The following is a 25,891-nucleotide window of genomic DNA, read 5'->3' as shown; positions in this document are numbered from 1 at the left end:
TAGAATATTTCTGAAAGAAGCTTTTTTATTTAACGCTTTTTTTGTCCTTGAATCATTTCATAGAGTTCAAGCGCATTTCCGTCTGTTAAGAGCGAAACATAATGGCAGATATGCAATAGGCGCTCATATAAATTTGTTTTCTCTAAATGATGTTTTTCTGGAAGCATTTTCAAAATCAACTTATCGTAGTTGGAGGCAGTTCCATCATATTTATTATTAAATGCTGTAATAAATTTATCCAACAGCGTTTGAATAATCTGGTAACCTACAATTTCTTTTTCAATTACTTCTCTGCTCTGGTAGATTTTTTCAACACTCAGTTTGATAATATCATTCATCTGCGCTTTGTATTTACTTTTATCTGTTAAAGCATACGGAAAATTTCCTGCCAGAATTGCTTCTTCATTTTCAACAAAAACATTTACAGCATCATTAATTAAAGTTCCAATTGCCAAAGCTCTCAAATAACTGATACGATCTTCTTTTGTAGTTAACGATTTGTATTTAGAAACCCCAATATTATCTTTTACGAGATTAATCAGATATTCTAAAGCAAAATCTTCAGAAACCAAACCTAAATTAATTCCGTCTTCAAAATCAATAATCGTATAGCAAATATCATCTGCCGCTTCAACCAAATACGCTAAAGGATGTCTTTCAAAACCAATATCGTCTCCAGATTTATTGGCAATCATTCCCATATCTTTGGCAACTTCTTCAAAGAATAATTTATCTGTTTGAAAGAAACCGTATTTCTTATCAGCGATATTATTGGTCGGCTTTTTCGGAAGACTCTCTTTCGGATATTTCATAAAAGCCCCCAAAGTAGCATACGAAATACGAAGTCCGCCTTCAATTCCAGGGCGGCTTGCGGTTAGAACTGAAAATCCGTTTGCATTTCCTTCAAAATCAATTAAATCCTGCCATTGCTTATCTGTTAGCTGATTTCTATATTTCTGACCATTTCCGATAGCAAAATATTCGCCAATTGCTTTTTCGCCAGAATGCCCAAAAGGCGGGTTTCCGATATCGTGCGCTAAAGAAGCCGCAGCTACAATTGCGCCAAAATCGTTCATATGATAACCATGAACTTCTTTTAAATAAGGGTACTTTTCAATGATTTTCTTTCCAACCAAACGCCCAAGCGAACGCCCTACAACAGAAACTTCCAAACTATGCGTTAAACGCGTGTGCACGAAATCGGTTTTAGAAAGCGGAATAACTTGTGTCTTATCTTGCAAACTTCTAAAAGCGGCGGAGAATATAATTCGGTCGTAATCGACTTCAAATCCTAGACGAGTATCATCTTGTTCTACACGTAATCTTTTGCTTGTATCCCCCTGACGTTTTAATGATAAAAGTTGTTCCCAGTTCATTTTAATTTTTGATTGTAGATTAACGATTTTAGATTTTTGATCTAAATTGCTGATTTTAGATTTCAAAAATACGTTTTATTTTAGGATTTTCTTCTGCTTTAAAATTCTAAAGCGGTGCTGTGTTTGATTTCTCCCATTACAAAAATACTGTTCGTCTTTCCAATGTTTTCAATCATTGACAGCTTATTCATTACAAAATCCTGATAACTAGCCATCTCTTGCACTAAGATCTTGAGCATAAAATCGTAATCGCCAGCAATATTCTAACATTCTATAATTTGACTTAATACCTTTAAATAGTTTTTGTTTTTTATGTCAACAAATAAGGCCGAATATTAGTTCTGATTCGGTTCGGCTTCATTTTGTTGGTATTTTATAGCCAGAAATAGATTTGTAGAATAGCAGTCAGTACTTTCTTGCTTTTACTAAAACAAATTGTTTTTCTATTCAGTCTTTTTAAATGTGTTCGCATTGAAAGATTCTTTCTTTCTATACGATTTGTACCAAATTGTTTTGTTTTATGAATTCCTGAAGAGATAAGATATTTATAATGCTTCAGTTTATCTGTATAAATCGCTTTTGGTTGTGATAACTTCAAAGTAGTTAAAACTACATTTAATGTTTTATTGGTTCTACTGCCTACATTAAAACTAACTACTCTTCCCGACTCTCTTTCTAGTGCGTAGACAATCCATATTAGTTTATCTTTACTTTTTATATAACTTCTCATTTCGTCTACTTCATAAATCTTACCTAAACTCAAGATAGGTCTTGTACAATTTTCTGAAATTAATAGGATGCGTTTGATCAAAGTTGTTGTAGAAATTTTCAGAACCCTAGCAGTGCTTCGTATTCCCAAACCTTCTTTTGTAAATAAAATAATCTGCTGATCAACATCCTTCTGACAGGCATTATAGTTATAATTCAATTGTTGTTTCTTTTTGCAAACCTTGCATTTATAACGCTGAATTCCGTTAGACTGACAACCATTTTTATTACATTTTCCTCCGCAAAATCTACACTCTACATCCATGTACACTTAATAAGTTTTTCAATGCTTGAAAAATAAGAAAGGCAACCTTAAGGTTGCCTCATTTTTTATAAAAATTAATATTCATTCTTTACTCTAATGCTCTTAAAAGCATATTTTCTTATAAATGCCCTAATCTGATACATTACCGGGAAGTCAGAGACATTCGCACAGCGCACAGCCTTTCAGCAGAACTCTTCGGAGAGCGGGGACATTCGCACAGCGCATAACTTTGTCATTAGAACTCTTCGAAGAGCGGGGTAAAGCGTTTAATTCTTTTATTCTTTGTCGATTTGCTTTGTCTCACGAGCGGGTTTCTCTAATTGCTTTTTTCTATAGGCATCTAATGCAGGAACTTTACTCTCATCTATTTCTAAATATTTTAAAATCCTAGCCAAAAAATGATCTGATACATATTGACCTGTAGAAAAATCTATATAATATTCACTATTAGGTTTAAGAATAATACCTGTCGTTAAGCTATTAATATACTCCCCCATTCCATATTGATCCTTTTTTAAAAATCGTATAAGAATTGTTCCTTCAAAAGGTCTTGTTTGCAGATTGTTCTCTTCTTTTAATGAAATTAATTCTTTACAAATAGAAGCTATTTCTTTTTTATCTTTAATATTAATTTCTTCAATTCCTCCAAACCTATGTAAAGCTCGATTTTGAATATTGATTTCATATATAGAATCTAACATTTCTTTATTAATATTATCCCTAGTACTGCAACAGCTCGTTAAAAAACACAACAAGCATAATAAACAAAATTTATACATAATTAATCTTTTTTAGGTCCTGGTTCTATTGATAAATCTTTTATTAATTTAGCTCCAGATAATTCAAAACTTTTATTATCTCTTTTTCCTCCAAAAACCTCCTTAGACTTGCCAAATCCAGCAGAAATTCCATAATAAGATTGATCAGCTGCAACAAATAATGACCCATTCAAAATACCACGGCTAACCCCTATAGAAGTTTCAAGCCCCTCAAAAGTATATCTATTAAATTTTTCAAAATTACTATCTGATTTATAAATTAAACTTGCGCCTAATCCTGCACTAATTTCAAGAGAATAACTGGCTTTTTCAAATCCAATATTAAAGCCTTTTTCACCAGAAGGTCTATAAAAGAATAATCCTCCTTTATCAGGACCTTGAAGAGGAGTAACAATCCCCAATGTCCCCCCTACATTGACCCCTCCAGCATGCAATTCTGCTGCAACATTAAATCGTACTGCATCTGGCTTCCCTGTAAGCGTAGCCCATAAATCCAGTCCATACATAACGGTCGGTTCCATTGGTGCCATGCTCACTGGAGCCATAGGCGCTAAAATATTTCTTGAATAATAATCTATGTTATATATATTAGATTTCATAACAAGAGTTTGTCTGTATTTTTTTGAGATAGGATCCCATCCCCATAAAATGATATCATTTGGGGCTTTACCATCGGGATCAGTAAACCTGACAGGATTATTTAAAGCATAAGCATAAGAACTTACTCCTTTAAACTTCTCTGCCAATGGATCGACCGATATAAAGATTCCCAAGCTTAGGATCCTGATATCTCGCCCCGAAATAGTAAAGTCCTGTCTCTCTGTCAAGTTCTTTGCTCGTAAACAAATACGGCGTATTCCATTTGGCATTTTTCTCTTCCAAGAAAACTTCCCCGAAAGGCACGTATTCGACATGTTGAACAACCTCACCATCTAAGTTGCTAATATACGAAGAACTTCCCAAATGGTCAGGGTGATAATAAAACTGCTGTAATTCTGCATTGTCATTTTTACCTGCCATCAACTTTCCTGTTGTAGAACTAGAAGAACTAGAACTTTCCCCAGAAGGATTACAACAGAATCCAATCCCATTTACATAGTCATTATTGTCCAAACCATAATAAGGAACTTCAAATGTTGCATAATTTGCTTTAACAACTTCTAAAGATTTCTTGTATTTCGCATCATAATTTACCTTAACCCCTGAAAACGATTCTCCTGCTTTTTCTAAACGTCTTGGATCTGCACCGTACGAATCAAAATCCCCAAGTTTAGAAACTATTCTTTGGCTTCCAATATAAATATGCTTGGTATATCTTCCTCCATTCTGCGCTACTAAATATGGATTCACATAAAGTGTAAAATCACTCGTAGAAGTTTTACCTCCAGCAAAAACAGAGTTTACAAATATTCCCTGTCCTCCTCCTGACATTTTTGTTACGCGTTCTCCGCCTGCATCATAAGTGTAGTTACTCACGTAACCATTAATATCAATCGCCCCTAAACGGTTTTCTTCGTCCCAGATAAATTTCTTTTCCTGAGCTTTTTCAGCAACCTGACCGTTTACTTTTACTTCTTCGGTATTTACATAAATCATGTTACCGTTTTTGTCGTAAACAAATATTGCAATATTGATTAATATTAAAAACCTTTAAAAGTTTTGTTTACAACACTATAAGACATAAAATATCTTTCTTTTAAACGTTTTAAAACCTTAAAAAACCAAAAGACAACCCGAAGGTTGTCTCTTTCTTTTAAAAATTAATACTTTTCTTTATTACAATAAGCTGTAAAGCTGATTTATATAAAATACCTAATCTGATACATGACCCAATTTATCAATAAAGCCTTCTTTAAATACTTTTATTTTGTCAGGATATTCATCTTTGTTTTTATAAAAAACATCAATCATTTTAAAATTAGAATCTACTACAGCTTGAAGTTCAATCCAAGCCCCTTTATATTCTGTAGATTTGTTTTTATCTAAATTAGTTATAAAGAAATAGCTATCACAATCTTTTCCTAAAGTTATATATCTAGTTGTATAAGCGCTATTCTTAAAAGTAGTATTAAGATTGTTTTTTTTTGTCATTTGTTTCTGTATTCTTCTTTCTAATTCATTATATGATATAGGAAAAGTATATACTTTAATTGGTTTTGGCTCTTTTGTAAAAAAATAGATAAACGTAAAATATGAAATTACTATAACAAATAGTGGTGTAATAATTATTAATAATATTTTATAAATTGTTCTCATAAAAAATATATACAATGTTTTAAGTAAAATGAATTGCACCAAAAAGTTATTCCCAAACAATAGGCTGTACTAAAACTTGTATTATTTTTTCTCCAACTATATCAGCTTTTATAGCTGCATCAATTCTAATTTGCTTTTGTTTTACTAATGGTTCAAATGCCCTAATAACTGCTTTTGCTCGAGCAAGTGTAGGCAAAGAAATATCATCTCCCGTAATTTTATCTTTCTTTCCGTCACTTGCATTTTTTAATACTTGTCTTGAATCTGCAAGCAGTTTCTCATCTGCAGGTAAGGTTACTAAATCATAAACTGCCCCTTTAACCCCAGCAGCTTTTATTTTATCATAGCCGACATCATGATTAAATGCAGCTAAATCTACTTCATCAACTGGCTCTACACCCGTTTTTCTTTGCTCCATTGCAGACAATGGGGAAGTAGATGGTCCAATATAATTACTTTTGAACCAAGACTTACATTCACCACCACAGTTTGGATATGCCATCTAAAGTATTGTAGCTTCTGCACCTAGCTGGAACGTCCCTAAAAGTGCTCCGAAATCAACTTGTTTCCCATTAGGATCTACATATTTAACAGGATTCTGATAACAATAGCCATAAGTATTTAAATTTCCAGGATTATACATTCCTCCATTATGGTCTCCATTATAATAAAATTGAGATTCCATTACAGGATTATAAACTGCCAGCGGATCGACAGATGTCCAAACACTAACTTTTGGATCGTAATATCTTGCACCGAAGTAGACTAATCCTGTCTCTCTATCTAACTCTTTAGCATTGAAAAGATACGGTGTATTCCACTTAGCATTCTTTTCTTCCAAGAAAACTTCCCCGAAAGGCACGTATTCAACATGTTGTACAACCTCTCCATCTAAGTTGCTAATATACGAAGAACTTCCTAAATGATCAGGGTGATAATAGAATTGTTGCAACTCTGCATTGTCATTTTTACCTGCCATTAATTTTCCTGTAGTACTGCCAGAACTAGAAGAACTAGCTTCCCCAGAAGGATTACAACAGAAACCTACTCCATTTACATAATCGTTATTGTCCAAGCCATAATATGGCACTTCAAAAGTATCATAATTCGCTTTTACAATTTCTAAAGATTTCTTGTATTTCGCATCATAATTTACCTTAACCCCTGAGAATGATTCTCCCGCTTTCTCTAATCTTCTCGGATCTGCGCCGTAAGAATCAAAATCTCCTAATTTAGAAACTATTCTTTGGCTTCCAATATAAATATGCTTGGTATATCTTCCGTGCATTTTCTTTTTATAACTACATAATTTTAAAATGAAACAACTCAAAGATTGTTATTTAAACCTCAACAAAAAGCCATTAAAAGTTTTCTTTACAATAATATAAGACATAAAAAAAACCTCGCCATTTGGCGAGGTTTAATTCTTTTATTCTTTGTCTATTTGCTTTGTCTCACGAGCGGGACGCTCGCGCCAGCAGGGGGATCGGGGTCTCCATATCCGAGCTATCAGGCCCCTACATTAGCTAAATTCGCTTTAAATATGCTAACGTTTCTTTTATTACCTCCATATGATAACAATGACGTAAAAAGTCCATTTGGATCACAAATACTATTTATATATATCTTGTCCTCTATTTTTATAATAGTTATCATTTCTCCCCAACTACCATCAGTTATATAATCAATTCTTCTATACACCCTTATAAAACCACTTGTTTTATTATCTATAAACCAATTTAGTTCCTCTGCTGTTTTTTCTACTGCAATATTAAACTCAACTAATGAAGAAAAACTTTGAATTTTTTTAAATTTCAATCTATTTCTTTGAATATAAAACATTAAGACTGCAAATAAAATCAATATATAACTATAATTTAATTCCATTAAAGATTGACTTTTTTTTATCTTATAGAATACATCTATCAACGGAATTACTAAAAGAAATGGCACAATTGAATAATGCCAAAAAGATTCTTTTTTACTTAATGCAACTTTATTCCTTTCTAACATATCTTTTATTAATTGCTTATTCATATTAATATCCAAAAGTTTCTTCTCTGAAGGGTAACCATTTTTCCTTTTTCCATTTTTGATAAGCCGACAATTTTGTTATTTCTCTACCACCTTCCCATCCTATTCCCCAAGCAGCTCCATACATTCCACCAAATGTTGAATATGTATTTGAACTATGCTCTAAAGTTGCCTGAACACCATTAATTTCTCCCGAATTGTGTTGAGACTGAATAGAAACTGTATATAATCCTATTCCATAACCTGAAATTTTAAAACTAGTGACAACTTCAGAAGTACCATAAGTTTTTATTTGGCCTCAGCTACCTCCACTCCATCCGCTCTCGTTTAGTTCTTTTATTCTTTGTCGATGCTCTTTAAGGGCACGGGGTTCTCTAATTGCTTTTTTCTATAGGCATCTAATGCAAGCACTTTACTTTCATCTATTTGTAAATATTTAAGAATCCTAGCCAAAAAATGATCTGATTTAAATCTTCCTTTAGAGTAATGTATAAAATATTCATCATTAGGCTTAAAAACTATTCCCGTAGAAAGAAGGTTACTAGCATTATAAGAACCATCGCTATTATTTTTATAAAATTCTATCAATATTGCTCCGTCAAAAGGTCTAGATTGTATATCATTCTCTTCATTTAAGGATAGTAATTCCTCACAAAATGAAGTTATTTCCTTTTTATCCTTAATCTTATATTCCTCAAGACCTCCAAAATTTTCTGGGCTACTATTTTTAATATGTATTTCGTAAACAGAATCTAATAATGTTTTATTGATTCCATCTTTAGTACTATTACAGCTTACTAAGAGAAAACATAAAAACCCAAACGAATAAATTTTATTCATAATTTTAATCTTTTTTAGGGTCAGGATTAATTGACAACTTATCTAATAATTTAGCCCCAGATAATCCAAAACTTTTATTATCTCTTTTTCCTCCAAAAACCTCCTTAGATTTGCCAAATCCAGCTGAAATTCCATAATAAGATCTATCAGATTAATTCTTTTAATCTTTGTCGATTACCTTTGCGGGTGCGAAGTCGGGAGACTTCACACAGCGAACAGCTGTATCTTTAGAACTCTTCGAAGAGCGGGGCTATTCAACTAGTTGTGAGACAGCCTCTTTTTTCTTTTAATTTGGTTTTATTTACTTCCTATTTCTTCTCTTGAAAATCCAGCTTTTAAAATAGCTTTAGTATCAGTAATTTGTTTTGAATAATTCACTCTGATTATTTCAGGAGAATCTGGCAAATATTTAATTTCATAAAACTTATCAATATCCTTTATTGTAATATCAGCATCTAAATCATTCTCATAATAATTATAACTTTTATTATTTATATGATATGACAAATAGATGTTAGACCACTTCGGTAATCGTTTAATACTATCAATTCTACCAATTGTTATCTTACCATCTTTTTTAAATTTTTCCTTATATATGTAACTTCTAATATATGCAAACAAAAAGAAAGAAAATATAGAACCAAGAATTAATGCTGCCTTTATATTTAGTTTCATAATTTATTCTTTTACTAAATTTGGTGCTGAATTAGCTCCAACTGTTACAATTCCTTTAAAATACTCTCTAACCATCGCTTCACCAAAACCTGAACCTGAAAGATAATTGTCGGTTAATTTGCCAAAACGGCAGAACCTGCTTGAACAGCCCATTTATTTAAAGATTTTGGTGTTTGAGGAGCTATACCATTCATAATGTCATTAGCTGTCCAAGTAATAGTTTCTCCAAAAACTGCTGGACCAATTTCAGGTACTACTGAACTTGCTGTTGAAATTACATTTATATCACCAAAACTTCTTCCGTTTGCTAAATATTGAGCTGTAGCATTTGAAGCCATATTAACTCCAGCAGGGAAACAACTCAAAGATTGTTATTTAAATCTCAACAAAAAGCCATTAAAAGTTTTCTTTACAATAATATAAGACAAAAAAAACCTCGCCATTGGCGAGGTTTCTTTCTTTTATTCTTTGTCGATTTCCTTTGCGGGTGCGAAGTCGGGAGACTTCACTCAGCGAAGTTACCTATTAGAATGATCTTCTATTAATTCATTAAAGTAATCTTCATAATTAAATACCTGCTTAAAATTGTTATTACGATATAAGGTAATATAAACTTCATTATTACTTTTAACAATTGAATCACCAATTTTGACTTGATCCCAAAATACATTTTCTAAAGAAATTTCTGTATTATCTCTAAATTTTAACATGGGAGTCGAATGTTCTGATTTATCTATATATTTTTCAGATACAACTCCTGAATAAGATTCTTTTTTTCTTTGTTCTAACATTCTTTTATATAAATTCTCATTTACAGAAAGATATTTAATGCAAAAAACAGCTATAATTATTAATATTACCAACACAATTAATTTAAATATATTTTCTCTCTTTCTTAACACAATAAATTGTTTTAAAAATCCCAAACCCATCTGGTTGTTTCCGATATCATAGCACCAACATTTATACCAACTGAAGGTTTTATTTTGACGCATTCACTATTTCTCCTCTTGAAAATCCAGCTTTTAAAATAGCATTTGTGTCTGTAATCTCTTTTGTGTAATTACCTCTAAATATTTCAGGTGAATCTTGCAAATATCTAATTTCATAGAACTTACCAATATCTTTTTCTGAAACTCCTTTATGTAAGCCACTTTCAAAAGAACTATATCTTTTATTGTCAATATAATATGACAAGACTAAATAAGTGCGTTTTGGGTATTCTCTTATGCTATCAAAGTGTCCAATTGTTACTTTACCATTTTTAGCTAATTCTTTTTCATATCTATGACTTCGTACATAGGCAAATACAAGAATAAAAATTAGAGGGCTTAGAACTAATACTGCTTTTGTTTTTAATTTCATGATTATTTAACTTCTTGTGGAACTGAATTAGCTCCAACTGTAATAACTCCTTTAAAATACTCTCTAACCATCTCTTCACCAAAACCTGGGACATTCGCACAGCGCACAGCCTTTCAGCAGAACTCTTCGAAGAGCGGGAACGAAAATTTCCTTACCATCTGTATTCCAATATAAATGTATTTCGTATATCTTCCGTGCATTTTCTTTTTATAACTACATAATTTTAAAATGAAACAACTCAAAGATTGTTATTTAAAACTCAACAAAAAGCCATTAAAAGTTTTCTTTACAATAATATAAGATATAAAAAAAACCTCGCCATTGGCGAGGTTTCTTTCTTTTATTCTTTCAATCCTTATTTGTTTTCAAGAGTACCATCAATAACGATTACTTTTTTTGTAGCTCTAAACTCATTAGTGATAATCCTTGTATCATAACTTCCTTTTTTATTTTTTACATCCGAAGTTATATATCCTTGATCATTTATAATTCCATCTATAAAGAACGTTCCTGATTTATTGAACTTAACATCATAAAAAGGAATTGTATGATTATTGAGAGCCCCAAAAGTATCTTTAGCAATTTTCCATAAGTCTTTTTCTACATAATCAATGTTATCAGTTAAAGCCATTGAAAAAATAATATATCTATTTTTTTTACTTGTAGAATCATTGTTCATACTTTCTGTTATAGTATCTAATACATTTTTAAAATTAACTTTTCCTTTATAGGTCTTTCCTTTTAAGACAGTATCAGGGAATTCTATACTGTATTCAACACCATTCCCTTTGAATGTAGTATTAACAAACTCCTCACTTTTAGTAGACTTCTCTTTACATTGAGTAAAGAAAAACACACAAAATATAATAATTATTCTAATTGCTACTTTCATTCTCTTTATTTGCTTTTCTTTCTGCTTCCGCTCTTCTTTGATTATTTCTATTGAAAATTTTTCTTGCATCTGATTGATTACGCACAGTGGAGTCTTTTTTTACCGTATGAACTTGGGAGTCATTCCCTCTCAATGTACCTGTAGTAGAATATTTTTCTACAATCACAGTTATTTCTTTTGCTGCATCCGCAGCATTATTAGTTGCATCAAGTACATTACCCGCTGCTGTTTCAGAAGTTGCTTTTCCTCCATTGCTACCTTTACCATTTCCATTCGTTCTTTTAAATAGATCTTTATCCAAACTAAGATAGGCCAAGATAGGCTCAAGTATACCATTGAAATCATACCACTCAACGTTTCTTCCACCTTTTTCTAGAGAACCAGGATTTTGATAACTTCCTCCATCAGATAAAGCAACTCCACTTGAATTGGATCCTGAGGATTTAGGTCTGTTAAAATCAGCTATTGTAGTTCCGTTTACACTAATGGTTTTAGTATTTCCGTCCATTATTAAATGGTCATTTTTATTTACTCCATAACTTTGATTACTGTAACTATAACCAAGATTCGTATATCCTTTAATATTTGAATTACCATCAACCCATGCTACCTTACCAGTTTTATCACTTCTATACCAATCTCTTCCATCAGGATCGATCATATTAACTGGATTATTAACTACATAACAGTATGATGAAATATTTGGATATTTCTCCGCCAATGGATCGACCGATATAAAGATTCCAAGTTTAGGATCTTGATATCTCGCTCCGAAGTAGTATAATCCCGTCTCGCGATCAAGCTCTTTACTTGTGAAAAGATAAGGTGTATTCCATTTAGCATTCTTTTCTTCCAAGAAAACTTCCCCGAAAGGTACGTATTCGACATGTTGAACAACCTCGCCGTCTAAATTAGTGATATAAGATGAACTTCCCAAATGATCAGGGTGATAATAAAACTGCTGTAGCTCAGCATTGTCATTTTTACCAGCCATAAGTTTACCAGTTGTAGAACTAGAAGAACTAGAACTTTCCCCAGAAGGATTGCAGCAGAAACCAATTCCATTTACATAATCATTGTTGTCCAAACCATAGTAAGGCACTTCAAAAGTATCATAATTCGCTTTTACAACTTCTAGAGATTTCTTGTATTTAGCATCGTAATTCACTTTCACTCCTGAGAATGATTCTCCAGCCTTTTCAACACGTCGTGGATCTGCTCCGTAGCTGTCAAAATCTCCAAGTTTACTCACAATCCTTTGACTTCCAATATAAATATGTTTGGTATAGCGCCCGCCATTTTGTGCAACCAAATAAGGATTCACATACAATGTAAAGTCTGATGTAGAAGTTTTACCTCCCGCAAAAACAGAGTTTACAAAAATTCCCTGCCCGCCTCCTGACATTTTCGTTACACGTTCACCTCCTGCATCGTAAGTGTAGTTAGAAACGTAACCATTAATATCAATCGCTCCTAAACGGTTTTCTTCGTCCCAGATAAATTTCTTTTCCTGCGCTTTTTCAGCCACTTTTCCATCAAGTTTTACTTCCTCGGTATTTACATAAATCATGTTACCGTTTTTGTCGTAAACATATTTGTTGTTTTTCTGTTTATCGACTTTTGGGTCTGTGTTTTTCGTTCTGTATTCCGTTTCGGTTACATTATCTAACTGGTGTTTGTTCGTGCCGTTATAATTGTAATTCAAAGTATAACCTGCTTTGAGTGCGCCTGTTTCTGAAACTTTGTTCTGCATCACGTTTTGTGTTTTACTCACAATATTGTGCAGGTCATCGTATTTCATTTCCAGATTATAATTGGCCGTTTTTTGGTCGGCTCCCGTGTAGACTCCGTTGGCACTTATCAGCTGATACAAATTATCGTAACTGTAATTGTGCGCCATGATCCCGCCCATTTTATTGGTTACGCCTGCAGCACTGTTGGTTACATTCAGCACGTTGCTTACTTTGTCGTACTGGTAGTTGTTGTTCATGAACATTCTCGACGTATTGGTTCCCTGATAACCAGTTCCCGAAGCCACGGTCATATTATCGAGTCTTCTTCTCAGAGGCTCGTAATTGTACTTGGTTTCTGTTCCGTTGCAGTATTTCAGGTAACTTCTCTGCTCAAATTTATCGTAGCCAATTTTGTTGACATAGTTGTAGCTGTAGGCTTTCTTGCCTGCAACTGACTGCAGTAATCCGCCTGAGTTATACGTATAGCTGATCTTTTCCTGATCTGGATAGATCATTTCCTGAAGACGGTTCCATGAATCGTATTTCCAGCTCGTTACATAGGTTGCTACAGCAGAATTAGGTACAATTACCGTTCTGCGGATGCTCTCGATCTCACCCATCACGCCATATGAAAACTCTTGCGCTCCTGTGGCATCTTCCATCAGAATCAGTCTTCCCTTGCGGTTCTGGCTTTCGTTTTTAGAACCAAAAACATAACGCACATCGTTCTGAGGATTCTCCGGATAATGAATATTGGTTAATCGGTTAAACTCGTATTCATAAGTAATCTTTTTGCTTTTGGCTTCCAGATTTGCCGTTTGCCTTTCCAGTAAATTGCCTAAAGCATCAAACTTAAACGTGCTTTTTCCTGCATCCGGCTGCACGACTTCTATTCTTCTGTCGGCTAGATCGTATTTGCTCAATGTCTGCTGTCCCTGAGCATCGGTTACGGTAATATTTCTTCCAATTCCGTCATAACCAAACTGCGTCATTACACTGTTGGCATCCAAGGTTTTCATCGTTAGTCCAGATCCGTTGGCATAGCTTGAATTGGTATTATTCAACGCATCGGTTACTTCTGTTTTCAATAAACCGCTTTCAATGGTGTACGCCATTTTGGTTTCTGCACCGTCAGGCAGAGTCGTGGTTACTGGTCTGTCCAGAATATCATACGTAGTTTTAGTCGGCTCAACCGAATCAAAACTGTCCATCAATTTATTCCAGTCGCCAAGCGGTGCAGTCTGCGGGTAATATGCCGCTTTTACGCGTCCGAAGGCATCAAACTTCGCACGTCCCGAAACAATCATTACATCACTCTGCTGGTCAGGTGTTTTATTGTCGGTAATTGCTCCGTCTTTTTTCACCTGAATCGCTCTCCCAAGTCCGTCAGCAAAAGTCACCGTTTCAATAGGATCATTCGGGTGCTGCGCGTCAAAATGTTTGGTTCTCGCATAAGCCGTTCTGCTGATGTTTCCGTTAGATACTATAGTCGTCGGGAAATATTCCATCATAATCGTATACGGTTGTCCTGCTGCTGCTTCTTTTGGTCCCTGAACTTTGGTCAGACGACCAAATTCGTCAATTTCTTTTTTAATCACGTAACCGTTTACATCTTCTGTTTCTAAGGCAATTCCGTAACGGTAATCGTAATCTCGGGCATAACTGCGGTATTCAAAATTATCGGAGATTTCTTCTACGTACATTTTATAATACCTGTCATAACGATATTTGTAAAACGGACGCTCATTTTTATAGTTTGCAGGCAGTGTTTTTTGTACTATATTCCCGTATAGATCATAATTTATATCTGTAACTGCCCATTGGCTGTCATTGAGTTTCTGAGATAGCTTTGTAAGATGATTAGCATAATAGATATCATAAGCCGCTTTGACTTCATGTACGTTTATCCCATTCATAGTGACTTTACTGCTAATTGGAAGTCCTAAAATATGTTTAGACAAATTAGTAGTATATCCAATTTCTGTTTTATAATTTCCGGTACTGTTATCTTTAAAACTATAACTTTTTAGATCTCCAAAATCTCCTGAACCTACATAATATTCATTGTGAATTTCGCTTAATTTTAAAGGTGCTACTCCACCTTCATACGCTAATGAAGTTATATTTTTAACAGGGTTAAAACTCACTCCTCTGTCTGAACAAATTTTAGCTATAGGCGTAAAATCGTATTTGTCTCCGCTTGCTTTTACGGCATACGAATAATAATCCTGAGTACTCTCTGTATATTTTGCTCCAGTATTGGCTACAGCATTTACGCCTTCATTACTTTCCAGAACAGAACTTAGTAATTGTCCTGCATTGTAATAATCGGACACATCATAGTTTTGGGTTACTGTTCTGTATACTTTATCGCCATTTTCGGTATCGATGTTTTGTGTTTTCACTTCGCCAAAGCCAAGGAAACTTCTTTCATGGCGTTCGTATCTCCCTTTTGCATAAGCAAATTGTGTTTTCATATCAGGACCGTCACTTGCAATTCCGTCTTTTACCACCACACTCTGCATGACCCATTTTCCTCCCGGATGATCGTAAGTTGGTGTACTGCGGCTATAGTCTACTATAAATTCCCCACCCAATGGCGTATGAACTGATTTTAATTTATTGGTACGTGCAATAGTAGAACGTTTTACATTTAACAGATCATCTGTAGTCGAGGTTAAATAATCTGGGAATCCGTCGCCGTCAATATCCTGTAATTGGGTTTCTACACGGTTACTTGAAAGTCCTGCACTTACTCCAGGGTTAATCGCTACTTTTATTTGAATAATTGGTATTGGCACACCAGCCGTATAGGCTGTGTTAAGCGATTCAGCCGTAGAAGAAACTTGGCCTAAAACATCTAATCCGTTCCATGGCATTGGAGCACTGTAGCGATCTCCTAAATTTAAACGAACCAAATTGTTCTTAAATACTTGATCTACTAATCCATCTCCATTTACATCCTGCAAACTGAAATCATTCCAACTAATATTTTTCGAAATTCCGTAACCAGCACTTATAGATGAAGAACCAAAATCAACCCCCAAACCAAAACTTGGAAATATCGATTCCCCTTTAGAAATATCTTCTAAACCAAGGTCTATTGGTTCTGTAAAGCTGTAACCTAAATTAAGCTGCACTTTTTTATCGCTCAATATTTTATCTGGCAAGCCATCACCATTTATATCTGTCCAGCTTTGTACCGCTGCTTCTTTATTGTAACTTATTCCTCCACTTATAGTTAATGATGAAGATTCTGCCTTAGCTTTATTTAAAGCGCTTTTGGCAGCTTTGTTTGATTTGTCTTTCTTGAATTCTGCTCTTGCTGTTGCGACCTCACTAGAGAAGAAGGCATTTCCTCCAGCAGATAAACTATAAGCTTCATGACTGCTTTTATGTCCTCCATTAATCGCAATATTTTCACCATCAAAACCACCATTGCTATTGGTCATCTGGATATTTGCTTTGGTAATAATATCAGGAAAGCCATCGCCGTTCATGTCCTGAAAATCAGTAATAACCTCTGATGTTCCTGTTGCTGTACTAGCTGTTAAGGGCGTTGCTCCTGCCTGTATTGATATACTTTGAGATTTGGTTACTTTGTTAATTCCAGCTGCACCAGCCCCTTCTGCACAATAAGGATTATTTGTGTTTACTTCTCCTGCATTCAATCCGTCTAATGGATTTGTAAGCACTACATTATCCTCACCTAAACGAGAACTTGAAATTACAGTTCCATTTATATAAGTTAGATTGTCTGCTCCTGACCAGTATTTTTTAGTCATTACATCAGGAGTCATCATATTAAAGATCATCTTTCTAGGATCTGTTTCTGCTCTTTCCGATTGTGGCAATACCAGTTTGCTCTCATCAATAGTCTTATTATAACGCCCATCCATAGCATTATAAATAAATTGTCCCCAATGGCGCTGCATTGGCCCAAATTTCTCTGTATCGGCTAGAACTGGAGCAAATACTGCAGCCACGACGGGAGTTCCGTTTGCCGTTACTGTTGCTGTTGTATTGGCAGATGCTGGAATTGTCCCTAATGCTAAACGATCGTCAATAGTATATTCAATCCAGATTTGATCTCCTGCATTTGCTGTAACCGTTAGTGGTGTTGGAGCAGTGAGCACTCCATTTAGCATCGTATAATTACTTTTGCCCAATAAAATACCTGTTCTTGTTTTAGCTGACAATGTTACCTTATAAGAAATTCCATTTGTATTGACTGCCATTAAATTGGGCAGTAAGGTAAGTGTACCAGTATTTGTCGCAGTATAGATTTTACCTTCAATTAAATGACTGGCAAAAATGCTGTAGTCTTTAAAAGGAACCGTTTCATAATCTGATGTTCCAGTAATAACTGCTGAATTTGCCCCTGTACAATTTACATCTGAAGGTGCTGGCATTATCGCTGTAAAATTCCCCAAAGGATAATGGGTTAGTTTCGCATCCCAGTTTATTTTGTCCCAGGCTACGTTTGTCTCGCTGGTTATGGCAATTTTTAATTCCTGAAAATCTGCAGTAATAGCTGGTAAAACAGTATTCGCTGTCAATATTCCATTTACAACATCTGTTGCAGCGTAGTTTTTACACCAAAGGGTAACAAATGTTCCTGAATTATTTTTGCCCAAAAGACTGACCTGAATTACATCGCTGGTTACTGGTTTTGTAAAAATTCCAGTTACTTGTATGGCTCCTGCTTCGTTAGGCTTCTGAATGATAACATTTGTCGTGCTGTTTTCTACCACAAAACCTTCGCTGGCTTTATAGCTAAAACGCTGCTGCCCATCAGGATTTGTTGGTAAATTGGTTCTGTTTGCATCGGTATAAGTGATTACGGGATTCCAATCGACCTGATCAAAAGCTCCATTTGCCAAATCTGTACGACCTGATTGTACTCTAAAATATACTTTCTCTCCTTTTGTTATTGTCTGCGAGAGAACAGAAAGATTGGCTGAAGGAGCTGTTTTGGTTAAAGGCTGTTGCGACACAATTTGAATTCCTCCTTTTTGAATACCCACAAACACACCATCTGCCAAAGCATATTCTGCTTCATCATAATTTCCTGTTGGCGGTATAAGCGTAGCTGTACTTTCTATTTTTATGGTTCCATCAAAAGGCGCTTCCCACACTCTAACCACATCTTGTAAAGGAGAATTGGCAATAGCTTCTGCCTGTTCTGCAGGATCTACTCTTGTTACACTGCTATCTATTTTTCCGCCTCCTTTTATTGGACTGGCAGTATCAGAACTTGAAGTAGTGAAAGTTGGTATTGCATTACCGTTAAGATCCACAATATGATTAAAATATACCACGCCATCTCGTACCAAATCTACTAAACCATCATTATTAACATCTTGAAAATAAGCACTGGTAGTAGTCGTACTATTTTCATAACTGGTTCCTACTGTTGCAACGGCAGATGCAAATCCAATTTTTGCCACTGCGCCATAACTTGTCGCTTTTGATTTGGTGAATGAAATTCTGGAAATTCCATGAACTTCTAATTTATCTCCAAAAGTATTACTGCCTAGATTAGGACGATAAAAAATTCTACCCGATTCGCTAAAAACTTTATCTGCTAAACCATCACCATTAATATCTACCAGTGCTAAAAGTCCCTTTGATTGGGATGGCAAATAGGAGAAACTTGCTCCCACGGTATTACTCGTAGAATTTAATCCCCCATCATTCGGACCAACACCTACAAATAAAGAAAACCCTTCAGAAGTAGAAACTCCCCCGCCAAGTGCTGAAATTTTATCATTAAAAATAACATTATCTTTAGTAATTTCATTTTTAGTAATCACACCATTCCCTCTCACATTATCATTTCCAGTATTCCAATCTTCTGTATTACTATTAAAAGGCACATATCCTTCTGCTGCTTTTACATCATCATAATAGTCAAAAACATGCTCGTTGAATTTGGCTCCGCTGGCGTCATTCTGCACTATTTTTTCTAATAAGGTTTTCTTGAAGGCTCCATCGTCTTTTTTATAGACAAAATCATAACTGCGTAACGTTTTTTCAAATTGAGTTACCGTAATGTTAGTTAATAACTTTTGCTGTGAAGTTAAAAAACCATATCGTCCACTATTTGTTTTAACTGTTTTTGTAGATCCACTTTTAAACCAAATAGTAGTTTGTGTGGTAGTTTCTTTAGTGCCACATACAATAGAACTCAAGTATTTTGATTGAGATAAAAGCTTATCTCCCGTATTTTCCATTATTGCATTAGTATAATTATATTTGATATAATCTCCATGCAACTCTGTTACGGTAGTCAGATACCATTCGGCAATATTTCCGTTGCCTCCTTTTAGCTGTTGTTGGTATTGATAAACAGTACCGCTTTTATCGGTTACTTCCCACGTATAACTTTTAGGATCAGTCCCTTTTCTAATGATTTTACTAAAGCGACCTTCATTTCTCGGGTAAAATTGAACATCGCCACTCTTACGGGCAATTTTATCTCCACGGTGCGCCACACTTGGTTTTTGATTGTCCATCTGAACTAGCATTACACCATTCAAACTATAGGTTTCTGTTTCTTCTGTAGGGCTAAAACGCGGTACTCCCCAACGGGTATCTACTGCAATTTTTGGAATTTGTATATCCCAGCCTTCTCCTAGCCAGCCACTCCCGCCGTCACTATTATAGGTAACATTGATATCAGGTTGCATGCCATTACGTGCTGGTGGCACCTCAATATGATAACTTAAATTGGCTGAACCCTGTTGATTGGCTGTTGGCGGTTGTATCATTTGAATTGCCGCGGTTGGGTCTGCTGCTTTAATGTCATTCATCATCGTTGCTGCAAAGCCTTGTGTATCGGGAGATTCTGGTGTTTTGATAACACCATTGATCATATCTGTAAAATGAGTTGTTTTAGAAATAATAATCTGATGGGCAACATCAAGACTATCGCGCTCCAAAGCTTCCCAGTGTCCTGTATTTTTGTCAAAAAAGAAGGTACGGATATCTTCCTCCGTATAGCCTGGAGGCAGCAATTCCTTATTATATCCTAATTTCACTAGGGCTCCCTCTGCAAAATGTTCGCCATGAGGCAGAAAACGATATCCTCTTCCGTTGGTTAAATTGGTCATTGTAGGATCTAATGCAGGCAAATCTAAAGATCGCAAAGGTGTAATACTTAATGTTTTATTTTCTAATAAAGCTGTATTATTTACTTCGATACTTGCTGCTCCTACAGAAAGCATCATTTTTTGGCCTTTTACAAATGTTTTAGCTTGTCCTGCAAGAACACTCATTAAGGGTTCCTGATGCATTACCGAAACAGGTTTTACAATAATATTTTGTTGTAAAGTCTGGCCGTTAGCCGTTATCGTTACTGTTGCTTTTGAATTGTTTTCGATTGGCAGAACCGTTTCAAAAAATCCATTATAATGCGGAATCATTTTTCCGTCAATACTAATTTTGCTGTCCGCAGATAATCCATCAACAAAACCACTAATATAGCTTTCGCCTTTGTAACTTAAGGCTGTCATGTTATCTAACCTAAGTGATTTTGCTTTTCCTTTCTCTATGATTATAGATAAGTTACGAACCTGATATCCGTAAGAAGCATTTTCTGGAAGTGAAAATAATACTGTATTATCGCCAAGATGTAAACTTGAGGCACTGATATATTGTTCCTGCTGGCTCCACTGGTCGCTTTTTTGCACCCAGTTTCCTCCTCTTGAAAATTCATCATTGATACTTATAGCTGCCCCATGATAATCTGAAATTCCTTGTAATTCGTAAACCAGTTTCACACGGTCTTCTGATGCTGGCTTTTCTTTAAGACTAAAATGAAAAATATTGTCTGCCGGATTATCTAAAAGCTTGCCTGCGTAAACTCCAATAACTCCTGCTTTTTCTTCAGCAGAAATAATTTCCTGAGTTACTTTTGCAAAAGTTTTATCTGTTTTTTTTACTAAATTATTGGACGCTGATTGATTTGATGCCCCAGCAGATTTAGTATGTTTTGCACTATTATTGGAACTGCTTTTAGAAGATGCATTAAAAAATACTTCTGTTGCCGATTTAAAATTATAAGCGAGAGCACTCTGCCCAAATATTATAACGGCCAGAACACTTGCAGTGATTCTCTGTATTGTTGATTTTAAGTTTTCTTTCTTTTCCATTTTTACTGGTTTTGGCGTATAACTAATTTTTATTGACTTGATGTCTAATTGATGATGATTGATTTCGAGAACTCACCCTCTGTTGTCAAAACTTTTATAAGATAAATTCCTGGTGCTGGAAGACTGGTGGTAATTACAGCTTCTTTTTGCAATTGAGGATTACGCAGTTGCTGTATTAAGGTTCCTGATGTATTAAATATCAAGACCATCACCTCTGAAGGATTGTTTAATTTGACATTGATATTAAAATTCGCCCCTGCTTTTGAAGGTACCGGCGACACAACAAGGTTGTCTGTTACTACCGGTGTAACTGGAGGCAGAATTTCATTACATTCGGGAGCTGTGAGTATTATTTTTTGTGTTACTTTACTTGAGACACCATCACCTTCTGTGATATTTAGATACGTTGCTGTTCCCCAAGCGAGCTTGGCTGGACTGGTTACAAAACCGGTATGGACTAAATTGTAAATTGCATTGTTGCCTGCATCAAGAGCGACAAACCCAAAATAAGTTAATCCTACATCTGCAGTCGCGATATTTTGAGTTCCTTTCAGAATACCATCCACAGAACATTGTAAAATGCCATTTTGGATTTCCAGTTTTATTTTACTGCCTTTAGTTAATGTCGCTAAAGAAGTAGCAGATGCGACTCCTTTATTCCAGAAATACAATTGATCTTTTTTGATCTGAACACCATAATTTAATACCGCCGATGTTTTTGTCGTTTTTTGATTGATAAAACCAATATATTTATCTGAAGCAAAATCGATTACTGCCCATTCTAAACTTCCATTTCCTCCAGCTGGCAATGAAGTAGTTGTGGTTACACCAACCTGACTGCTTCCTCCTGATCTTTCAAAATTGGTTCCTATCATTTCTAATGTCAAATCATAACTACCTGCTTCCAGATCTGTTATTGTTATTTTAGAATCATAAAAAGTGTCTGACTTCAAAACCGTGGCAACTCCTGTTTTGCTTAGAGAATATTTATATCCTGGAATTCCTTCTTTTACTTCAATATTAATTTTTCCATCCTGCTGTAAAACACCATTTGCACAACTAGGAGGAATCCCATCTTCCAGCGCTATTAGTTTAACTGTAGCGTCTTTATATCCAAAAGAAAAAACATCTTTTCCATTGCCATCTGCATCCCAAATGACATTATTGAAAACAATTTTCTTTCTATTTTGATCTATATCACTAACAGGATAATATTCTACATTTTCAACCTCAAAAGTACCAGTACCCGAGCGGTCTATAATTAGAAAACTTCGATCAGTATTGTTTGCAAATTCAGCCGCTCTTGAACTATCATATGAAAGTTCTACTTTTGAACCGGTGGCTGCAAAACCACCATGAATTAAGTTTATTGAAAAATCTGTTGTCTTTTTCTCTAACAAAACAGCCCCATAAAAAGCCTTATTAGCATCTGAAGGTAATATTGTCAGGATTTTTGTAGCACTATCTTTATTGCCAATTGGGTTATAGATATTTATAGCAACTTCATTTCCTTTTTTCTCAATGGTAATTTTATGATAATTAGCAATTATTGTCCCTAAATTATAGGGTTGTTTAGTGTTTTCTATTGCATAAATTGCCCCATTGGGATCAATTCTTACACCATAATCTTGTGTACCTGCAACACCGCTTTGAGATCCAAATTTTACGAATATTGAACTTCCTATTGCTACTGGTTTAAATTCCATATAGCCATTTGCTCCTAGCAATGGCGTTTTTGTTACACTTACTCCTGTACTAGATGCCGTTTTGTTGGTAAATGTTGCTTTTCCAAAATTTGAATCTACATCTAAACCATTACTAACAAATAGCAGTATTTTTTGTTCTGTTGTGGGAGGCAAAGTATTTGTAACGAGTTTCCACGTTCTTGTCATTCGTTTAATTCCTGCAATTCCACCAGAATTTTGTGTGACTAAAGCACCATTATCATCTCCCCATAAAGCTGCACTTTTGTCTGCAAGATCGTTCCCAGGAAATTGTCCCATTGCCAACAGGCGATAACGGGTAGATAAATCTTTATAATTGGGTTCCTGATAAGAATCATAGCCATCAGAAAAATAAGGTCCTTCTTCATAACTTGTGGTAGAAAATGGCTGATTTAAGCCACTTATATCATCCCGCATAATTCCGGTTATTCGATTGTTATATGTTTTATTGGCATCCAAGTCCCATAGTAGTTTGTCGTCACTGGAGATATAAGAATTACTTAAACTTACACCATACTTTATGGCTAGATAGGTCTCTGCTTTTCGACGTTCAAGAGGATTCAAAACGCGACTGTAAACCAATAATTCCGGTATATAGCCGTAAAAATTATTGCTAAAATTTTTTAGTGAATAAGTAGCTAACCCGTTTGCAGTATTAAGGTAACCATAACCCAAAGTCAAATTTGATTTTTGATCTTCGCCCCACACCGAAATGTTAGGTTGCTGGTATTGATAATAGGAAACAATTTTTAAGGAACGTTCTCTAAACTTTGCTTCTGTTCCTTCACTATTGTCTTGTTTACGGTACAAATCTTCACCGTTAGTACTGCCATAATCTAGGGTTTCCCCATCTCTTTCGGTACTATTGGCTACTTTATCATTAGTAATTATAGCTCCTTCGTTAGCTCGGCCTGTTATACCAAATAAAATATTTTCATAATTGAAATAAGCTGCTGTATAACCAAACAACCCTATAATAGTTCCTTGCTGTAAATTGGTTTGATTTAAGAAAAATTGTCTGCTACCTCCATCAAGATAAAGAGCTTCATTAAAATTAAAATACCGACCATGACTATAATACTCGGTACTAGTATTCCAGTTATTTAATTTAGACGAGTCTCCACTGAAATCCTGCCACTTGAAGTATCCATTAGACTGACGACTAGTTTTAAACCAAGCCTGAAATCCAGAAATACCTCCAGGAGACTGGCTAAAGGATTTAACATTAAAAAACATAATAAAACTTAAAATCAGTAGGCTTTTAATTTTTCTCATAAGGCTTCATTATAACAACAGTATTTTTTTTTATAATATAAATTTCTTACAATTTTATGTTATTTTTTTTGAATTAAAAAATAAAATTGAGTGATTTTTCTTATTTATTTGAAAATAAAGAAGTTCATTACCATGGCTTATCATTCGATCTGAGTTGTTAAAATTGAATGCCATATTGAAAAAAAATAAAAAAGAATCTAAAATTAAATACTGTTTAAAGCTGTATTTGTTAAGAGAAGATTGAATTAATAGATTTCGGTTTTTTGGATTATGCAAATAAAAAAAGCATCTGCCACGACAGATGCTTGATAAGATTAAATAATGTTAAAATCTAAAACTAGAAGTTTTTAGAAATCCCAATATTTACGGTTTTTCCAAAATTGACGAAAAACTTACTATAATCAACATCACTGCCACTTATATCATAGTTTAATGTCTCGTATCCTAATCCACCAATACTAAAATTTAGGCCAAAACCTTTTTTCATATTAATAAAAAGAGCTGGAGTGATGCCCGTATAAAATCCATCAGCTTTGTTTTCTGACACAAGCGATCCATTTTCGTAATTTTTGATTTTTTGATTTTGAAACCCAGCCCCCAAATCGGCAAAAACTGAAAAAGTTTCGTTCAATGGCATTGTATAACGTACAAAGGCTCCTGTTTTAAAAGTATTCGCTTTACCTTCACCCTCTCCAAGATTACTTTTTGAAGATTGTACCGAAAATTCGACTCCAGCTGTCCAGTTGTCATGAAATTGATATCCGATTTTTGGAGAAAACTCAAAAAAATTGTTTTTTGCTGATACAATTTCTCTATCCGTTTTTTCAGAAGTATAACCAATATTTCCTCCAACTAAAATTGTTCCCTTTTGGGCATTTGCAAAGCCAAAAACTGACAATGCAAGAATAAGTAGCATTTTTTTCATAATGGTTTATAATTTAAAATTTGTAGGTATTAACCAACAACAATGCCATCAGACAATCAATAATAATCGAAAAACCAAACATTTACAGTTACTTAATACATTCTAAACACATTAGCAATAATTGCGTTTTTTATTACAAATTCGTAAACAATAAATTTACAATTAGAGCATAAAAAAAGCGCTCCAAATGGAGCGCTTTCTGAAATTGAATATAAAAACTAAGATTAGAAGTTTTTAGAGATTCCAATGTTAAATGTTTGACCAAAGTTGAAGTAGAATTTACTATAATCAGCTCCATTATTGTCATAGCTTAAAGTTTCGTATCCTAAACCACCAATGCTGAAGTTAAGACCAAAACCTTTTTTCATGTTGATGAAAAGAGCTGGAGTTACTCCAACATACATACCGTCTCCTTTGTATTTTGAGAAAGCATTTCCAGGACCGTATACTTTGTCTTTTTGAGTTTGGAAACCTGCACCCATATCAGCAAAAACTGCAAAAGTTTGGCTTAATGGCACAGAGTAACGAACAAATGCTCCTAATTTGAAGTTGTTGTTTTTTTCTTCGATACCAGCTGTAGTTTCGTTGTTAGATGAACTTACTGCAAATTCTCCTCCTACTGTCCAGTTATCGTTAAATTGGTAACCTACTTTTGGAGAAAAAGTAAATGTACTTGTTTTATCTTCGCTAAATCTGTATTCTGATTTTTCAGAAGTGTAACCGATGTTTCCACCAACTAAGATTGTACCTTTTTGTGCGTTTGCAAAACTGCAGATAGCTAAAGCAGCCATCACTAGAATTTTTTTCATGATTTGGGTTTTATTTTAA

The 25,891-nt window shown here is 34.6% G+C and carries 21 protein-coding genes; all 21 read right to left on the bottom strand.

All coding sequences use genetic code 11. The features are described 5' to 3' along the window. Positions 1-29: 29 nt before the first annotated feature. On the bottom strand, positions 30-1,376 hold the full coding sequence (locus tag QLQ95_RS11080; RefSeq protein ID WP_095928204.1) for a deoxyguanosinetriphosphate triphosphohydrolase: 1,347 nt from the start codon (positions 1,374-1,376) through the stop codon (positions 30-32). A 98-nt stretch (positions 1,377-1,474) separates the two neighbouring features. Further along, positions 1,475-1,636: an Lrp/AsnC ligand binding domain-containing protein gene (locus QLQ95_RS11075; RefSeq protein ID WP_482504060.1), complete on the bottom strand. Its 162-nt coding sequence runs from the start codon at positions 1,634-1,636 to the stop codon at positions 1,475-1,477. Positions 1,637-1,749: 113 nt separating this feature from the next. Continuing rightward, a complete protein-coding gene (locus QLQ95_RS11070) occupies positions 1,750-2,409 on the bottom strand; it encodes an IS1 family transposase (RefSeq protein WP_482503826.1) in 660 nt (219 codons plus the stop codon). A gap of 275 nt (positions 2,410-2,684) precedes the next feature. Further along, complete coding sequence (locus QLQ95_RS11065) at positions 2,685-3,110, bottom strand: hypothetical protein (RefSeq protein ID WP_482503824.1); 426 nt, start codon at positions 3,108-3,110, stop codon at positions 2,685-2,687. An 80-nt stretch (positions 3,111-3,190) separates the two neighbouring features. Next, positions 3,191-3,934 (bottom strand): hypothetical protein, encoded by a 744-nt coding sequence (locus QLQ95_RS11060; protein WP_482503822.1) that lies wholly within the window; start codon positions 3,932-3,934, stop codon positions 3,191-3,193. After that, the gene (locus QLQ95_RS11055) at positions 3,918-4,784 is read right to left on the bottom strand and encodes an RHS repeat domain-containing protein (protein ID WP_482503821.1); all 867 of its coding nucleotides are present in this window, start codon (positions 4,782-4,784) and stop codon (positions 3,918-3,920) included. Before QLQ95_RS11055 ends, QLQ95_RS11060 begins: the two co-directional genes overlap by 17 nt. Before the next feature lie 216 nt (positions 4,785-5,000). Further along, positions 5,001-5,444: a hypothetical protein gene (locus QLQ95_RS11050; protein ID WP_482503820.1), complete on the bottom strand. Its 444-nt coding sequence runs from the start codon at positions 5,442-5,444 to the stop codon at positions 5,001-5,003. Positions 5,445-5,490: 46 nt separating this feature from the next. Next, a complete protein-coding gene (locus tag QLQ95_RS11045; RefSeq protein ID WP_482503819.1) occupies positions 5,491-5,946 on the bottom strand; it encodes a hypothetical protein in 456 nt (151 codons plus the stop codon). Next, on the bottom strand, positions 5,947-6,732 hold the full coding sequence (locus QLQ95_RS11040; protein WP_482503817.1) for an RHS repeat domain-containing protein: 786 nt from the start codon (positions 6,730-6,732) through the stop codon (positions 5,947-5,949). 221 nt (positions 6,733-6,953) lie between these two features. Continuing rightward, positions 6,954-7,481, bottom strand: a complete 528-nt coding sequence (locus tag QLQ95_RS11035) for a hypothetical protein (RefSeq protein ID WP_482503816.1) — start codon at positions 7,479-7,481, stop codon at positions 6,954-6,956. A gap of 1 nt (position 7,482) precedes the next feature. Next, a complete protein-coding gene (locus QLQ95_RS11030) occupies positions 7,483-7,605 on the bottom strand; it encodes a hypothetical protein (RefSeq protein WP_482503815.1) in 123 nt (40 codons plus the stop codon). A 209-nt stretch (positions 7,606-7,814) separates the two neighbouring features. Then, positions 7,815-8,318: a hypothetical protein gene (locus QLQ95_RS11025; RefSeq protein WP_482503813.1), complete on the bottom strand. Its 504-nt coding sequence runs from the start codon at positions 8,316-8,318 to the stop codon at positions 7,815-7,817. A gap of 297 nt (positions 8,319-8,615) precedes the next feature. Beyond that, a complete protein-coding gene (locus tag QLQ95_RS11020) occupies positions 8,616-8,993 on the bottom strand; it encodes a hypothetical protein (protein WP_482503812.1) in 378 nt (125 codons plus the stop codon). Between the two features lie 113 nt (positions 8,994-9,106). Further along, positions 9,107-9,358 (bottom strand): hypothetical protein, encoded by a 252-nt coding sequence (locus tag QLQ95_RS11015; protein WP_482503810.1) that lies wholly within the window; start codon positions 9,356-9,358, stop codon positions 9,107-9,109. Between the two features lie 153 nt (positions 9,359-9,511). Beyond that, positions 9,512-9,988, bottom strand: coding sequence for a hypothetical protein (locus QLQ95_RS11010; RefSeq protein WP_482503809.1), 477 nt, complete (start codon positions 9,986-9,988; stop codon positions 9,512-9,514). Continuing rightward, on the bottom strand, positions 9,975-10,358 hold the full coding sequence (locus QLQ95_RS11005; RefSeq protein ID WP_482503807.1) for a hypothetical protein: 384 nt from the start codon (positions 10,356-10,358) through the stop codon (positions 9,975-9,977). The genes QLQ95_RS11010 and QLQ95_RS11005 overlap by 14 nt, the downstream gene beginning before the upstream one ends. Positions 10,359-10,713: 355 nt before the next feature. Then, the gene (locus tag QLQ95_RS11000) at positions 10,714-11,250 is read right to left on the bottom strand and encodes a hypothetical protein (RefSeq protein ID WP_482503806.1); all 537 of its coding nucleotides are present in this window, start codon (positions 11,248-11,250) and stop codon (positions 10,714-10,716) included. Next, entirely contained in the window at positions 11,234-21,139 is a 9,906-nt protein-coding gene (locus QLQ95_RS10995) for an RHS repeat-associated core domain-containing protein (RefSeq protein ID WP_482503804.1), read from the bottom strand. Before QLQ95_RS10995 ends, QLQ95_RS11000 begins: the two co-directional genes overlap by 17 nt. A 44-nt stretch (positions 21,140-21,183) precedes the next feature. Then, entirely contained in the window at positions 21,184-24,138 is a 2,955-nt protein-coding gene (locus QLQ95_RS10990) for a DUF8202 domain-containing protein (protein WP_482503802.1), read from the bottom strand. Between the two features lie 337 nt (positions 24,139-24,475). Continuing rightward, the gene (locus QLQ95_RS10985) at positions 24,476-25,063 is read right to left on the bottom strand and encodes an outer membrane beta-barrel protein (protein WP_482503800.1); all 588 of its coding nucleotides are present in this window, start codon (positions 25,061-25,063) and stop codon (positions 24,476-24,478) included. A 224-nt stretch (positions 25,064-25,287) separates the two neighbouring features. Next, a complete protein-coding gene (locus QLQ95_RS10980) occupies positions 25,288-25,872 on the bottom strand; it encodes an outer membrane beta-barrel protein (RefSeq protein ID WP_248729255.1) in 585 nt (194 codons plus the stop codon). Positions 25,873-25,891 lie beyond the last annotated feature (19 nt).

The sequence above is a fragment of the Flavobacterium sp. B330r genome, from assembly GCF_056824325.1.
This window is presented reverse-complemented; position numbering and strand designations above follow the sequence as displayed.